The 3,803-nt window shown below is 51.7% G+C and carries 3 protein-coding genes and 3 pseudogenes; 4 read left to right on the forward strand and 2 right to left on the reverse strand.

Features of this window, described 5'->3' with window-relative positions; genetic code table 11:
* Nucleotides 1–135: 135 nt before the first annotated feature.
* Nucleotides 136–345, forward strand: a pseudogene (locus QZ506_RS01735) (hypothetical protein); the annotation flags it as partial.
* A gap of 27 nt (nucleotides 346–372) precedes the next feature.
* Here QZ506_RS01735 and mak read toward each other — a convergent pair.
* A complete protein-coding gene (gene mak, locus QZ506_RS01740; RefSeq protein WP_291968614.1) occupies nucleotides 373–1,275 on the reverse strand; it encodes a fructokinase in 903 nt (300 codons plus the stop codon).
* Nucleotides 1,276–1,459: 184 nt separating this feature from the next.
* Here mak and rdgC point away from each other — a divergent pair, with 184 nt between their 5' ends.
* The 3 genes and pseudogenes from rdgC (at nucleotide 1,460) to QZ506_RS01755 (ending at nucleotide 3,448) form a co-directional block, all read left to right on the forward strand.
* Nucleotides 1,460–2,371 carry a recombination-associated protein RdgC gene (rdgC, locus tag QZ506_RS01745; protein ID WP_291968616.1) on the forward strand — a complete coding sequence of 304 codons (912 nt, stop codon included), beginning with the start codon at nucleotides 1,460–1,462 and terminating at the stop codon, nucleotides 2,369–2,371.
* A 24-nt stretch (nucleotides 2,372–2,395) separates the two neighbouring features.
* Entirely contained in the window at nucleotides 2,396–2,884 is a 489-nt protein-coding gene (locus QZ506_RS01750) for an NUDIX domain-containing protein (RefSeq protein WP_291968618.1), read from the forward strand.
* A gap of 296 nt (nucleotides 2,885–3,180) precedes the next feature.
* Nucleotides 3,181–3,448: pseudogene (locus QZ506_RS01755) on the forward strand (IS1 family transposase).
* Nucleotides 3,449–3,717: 269 nt separating this feature from the next.
* Here the strand turns inward: QZ506_RS01755 and QZ506_RS01760 are convergent.
* Nucleotides 3,718–3,803 (reverse strand): annotated as a pseudogene (locus QZ506_RS01760) (lipoprotein); the annotation flags it as partial.

Consider the following 3,803-nt stretch of genomic DNA (forward strand, 5'->3'; position numbering starts at 1 on the left):
ACCAAGCCAGTTTTGGTAGAAAATGCTTGTCCCCTCAGGTGTACAGCTTTCTCATGAGGCCTAACTGCATGATTTTGCGTTGCGATGATCCGTCGTTTCACTGGACTGCCAGCATAAAATCTATTTATTCAACAAAGCCTGTTTCTGGATGAAGGGTTCGGCACGTTGGATGCGGATACGCTGGACAGCGCACTGGATGCGCTGGATAACCTCAATGCCACCGGCAAAACCATTGGCGTTATCAGTCACGTGGAGGCGATAAAAGCGCGTATCTCCACGCAAATCAAGGTCAAAAAGGTGAATGGATTGGGCGTGAGTCAGCTTGATGAGCGCTACGCCCTGTAGCGCTCTACTTACACATGCGTAGGCGCGTTATGCTGCTGGCCACAGCCAGGCTGCACCGCGTACACCGCTGGAATCACCGTGGGTGGCCTGACGAATCGGTGTGGTGCACTCCTGACCAAAGATCCAAGGGGTTATCAGCGCGGGCAGCGTCTGATAAAAACGCGGGACATTGCTCATCCCGCCCCCCAACACCACGACGTCCGGATCCACTAAATTGATCACATGTGCGATGGATTTGGCCAGACGTTGCTCATAGCGTTGCAGTACTTGTTCTGTGGCGCTATCTCCCTGACGTACCAATGAAACAATGGTTTCCCCGTTACAGGCATGGCTCGTGACATGGCGATAGTAGGCAGCGAAACCGGTGCCGGAAATAAAGGTTTTAATGCATCCGCGTTGACCACAATAGCAAGGCACAGCCTGCGCAAACTGGCATTCTTGCTCATTCTGCCAAGGCAATGGGTTATGCCCCCATTCGCCAGAGATGCCGTTGCGTCCGGAATGAGCTCGTCCGTTGAGCGCAATGCCCGCGCCACAGCCGGTACCGATAATAATGGCAAACACGACATCAAGTCCGGCACCGTCCACCGCTTCAGACACCGCCAGACAGTTGGCGTCATTGGCGAGGCGCACCGGACGCTGCAACAGTGCGGAGAGATAGTTATCCAACTGCTGATCGTTCAACAACACCGAATTGGCGTTTTTTACGTGGTGGGACAGCGGTGACAGGGTGCCTGGAATCCCCACGCCGACGCTCCCAGTCATGCCCGTTGCCTTTTCGGCTTCGTTAACCAGCGTAGCAATGGTGTTCAACGTTCCCTGATAGTCATCACGGGGCGTAGGCAGACGATGGCGGAACAGCGTTTCGCCGCGATCCCCCAGTGCGATGACCTCCGTTTTGGTTCCACCCAAATCAATTCCAATACGCACAGCGCCTCCTCAGAAAATTCCCATAATGCATGAATAAACAGTTTTCACGCACCTGGCACAAGGTAACTTTATTTCAGTGTATACGTAACCACCATTACGCGCTGCACTTGCACGCCAAATCCGCTATGATGCGTCCCTCCCCTTTTCATCCGCGTACCGCGCACGCACCGCCAAGGATAACACCATGTTGTGGTTTAAAAATGTTATTATTTATCGCCTGAACCGCGATATCACCCTTTCTACTGATGCGTTAGAAAAACAGTTAGGTGAGTTCGCCTTTACCCCCTGTGGGTGCCAGGATCTCTCTCGCACCGGTTGGGTATCCCCGATGGGCGCACACAGCGATGCACTGACCCACAGCGTTAACGGCCAATTGCTGCTCTGCGCACGCAAAGAAGAAAAGATGTTGCCGTCTCCGGTGATCAAGCAGGCGCTCCAGGCCAAAATCGACAAACTGGAAGCCGAACAACACCGCAAACTGAAAAAAACCGAAAAAGACACCCTGAAGGATGAAGTGTTGCATACGCTGCTGCCGCGCGCCTTCAGCCGTTTCAGCCAGGTGTGGCTATGGATTGATACCGTTAATCAGTTGATTATGGTTGATGCTGCCAGCGCTAAGAAAGCCGAAGATACGCTGGCACTGTTGCGCAAAACCTTGGGCTCACTGCCCGTGGTGCCCTTGGCGCTGGAAAACCCTATTGAACTTACCCTGACCGAATGGGTGCGCTCTGGCGATGTGCCAGCCGGTTTCACCCTGCAAGACGAAGCCGAATTGAAAGCGATTTTGGAAGACAGCGGTGTGATCCGCTGTAAGAAGCAAGATCTGGTAAGTGATGAAATCGGCGTGCATATCGAAAAAGGTAAAGTAGTAACCAAACTTGCCCTCGACTGGCAGGAGCGCATCCAACTGATACTGGCAGAAGATGGCACGCTGAAACGGCTGAAGTTCGCCGACACGCTGCGTGAGCAGAACGACGATATCGACAGGGACGATGTGGATCAACGCTTTGATGCCGATTTTATTCTGATGACCAGCGAGCTTTCCGCGCTAACGACCAATCTGGTTGAGGCGTTGGGCGGCGAAGCGCAGCGCTAAACAAAACAGGGAAGAGAGTGCGTTATGCGACATGAGATTCCGATCCGCTGCTTTTCCATAGCGCTTTATGTACCGCGCCCGGCGCAGGCTGGCTATCAAGTCCTGCTGCTGCGCCGCAACGGCCACACCCAGCCAGGGCAGTGGTGCCAAATAGCTGGTGGTATTGAAGCCGGTGAGAGCGCGCGGCAAACGGCGCGACGTGAAGCGAAAGAAGAGACGGGATTGCAGTTAGCCGATCTCTACTCAGCGGATCGCTGCGAGCAGTTTTACGAAGCGGATAACAATGGCCTGACGCTGGTACCGGTGTTCGTGGCTTATTTCGCTGCCGACGCTGACATTGTGCTTAACGCCGAGCATAGCGAATTCCATTGTGCTACCTTTGAGGAAGCGGCACAGATGTTTCCCTTCCCCGGCCAGCGCGACATCCTGCATCACATTCATCGTTACTTTGCTGAACAGCAGCCACATCCCCTGTTATGGATGCCGTTGGACGCTTATCCCTTATTCCAGTAATCCTCTGTGGCACAGCCTGTTTGGCCACCAACTACGGTGCAGAGTCTGTCTGCACCGCTCATTAAAGCAACACCTAATGGCACACAATCAAGCCGAGTGTAGGTTTGCTTTCCCCTATAAGGCATGCTACAAATACACCAGCGCAATATTCTTTTAATTTCGAGGAATGTGGACAAATCGCATTATTTGGTCGTGTATTCAATATGTTGATTGCAGTGTTAAATGTCCGGTTTTGGATGTGGAATACAGCGGCTAAAGTTGATGTAAGATGCCCGTTTTGTGAACAGACATCTCCTGTGAAAAAACACGGTTATGGCAAAAGTGGCCATCAGCATTACCGTCGTCAGTCATGTAAACACGGATGGCTACAGTGCTTACAACGACGAACTTCCAAAAGTAAAACACATTGTTAGCAGGCTGTATACACAGTGTATTGAGTGTGCACATCTGACACTGCGTAACCGATTGCAACGGCTCAATCGCAAGACGCTCGGATATTCAAAATCATCCGAAATGCACGATAGGATCATCGGTACTTACATTGAACGCGAGTACTACGTTTGATGCTACATCAACTCATTGAATACACGACCCATTATTTGCGGCGGGTAATACAGAGTCATCATGAAGAAAATACAAAACAAAACCATCATTACTTCCATCTACATGCTATTCCTTTCAGCCATTCTTGCCAGTGAGCACCACTGGTGTAGCGAACTTTAGGTTTCTCTCTGAATTCAGCGATGGCAACGCACTCTTGCGCGTTTGTCTGCTGAGCCGGCTTTGTTGAATAAATCAGAACTGTAATGACTGCGCCCCATACGGGTCGATTGTTACGTGATGCGAATACTGTTCGGCATTCCTAATAGCGTGATCCGGTTAAGCGCTTTGACCATGGCCATGGCTTCACCCACCTGAG

The organism is Candidatus Symbiopectobacterium sp. (assembly GCF_020054415.1).
GTDB lineage: Bacteria > Pseudomonadota > Gammaproteobacteria > Enterobacterales > Enterobacteriaceae > Symbiopectobacterium.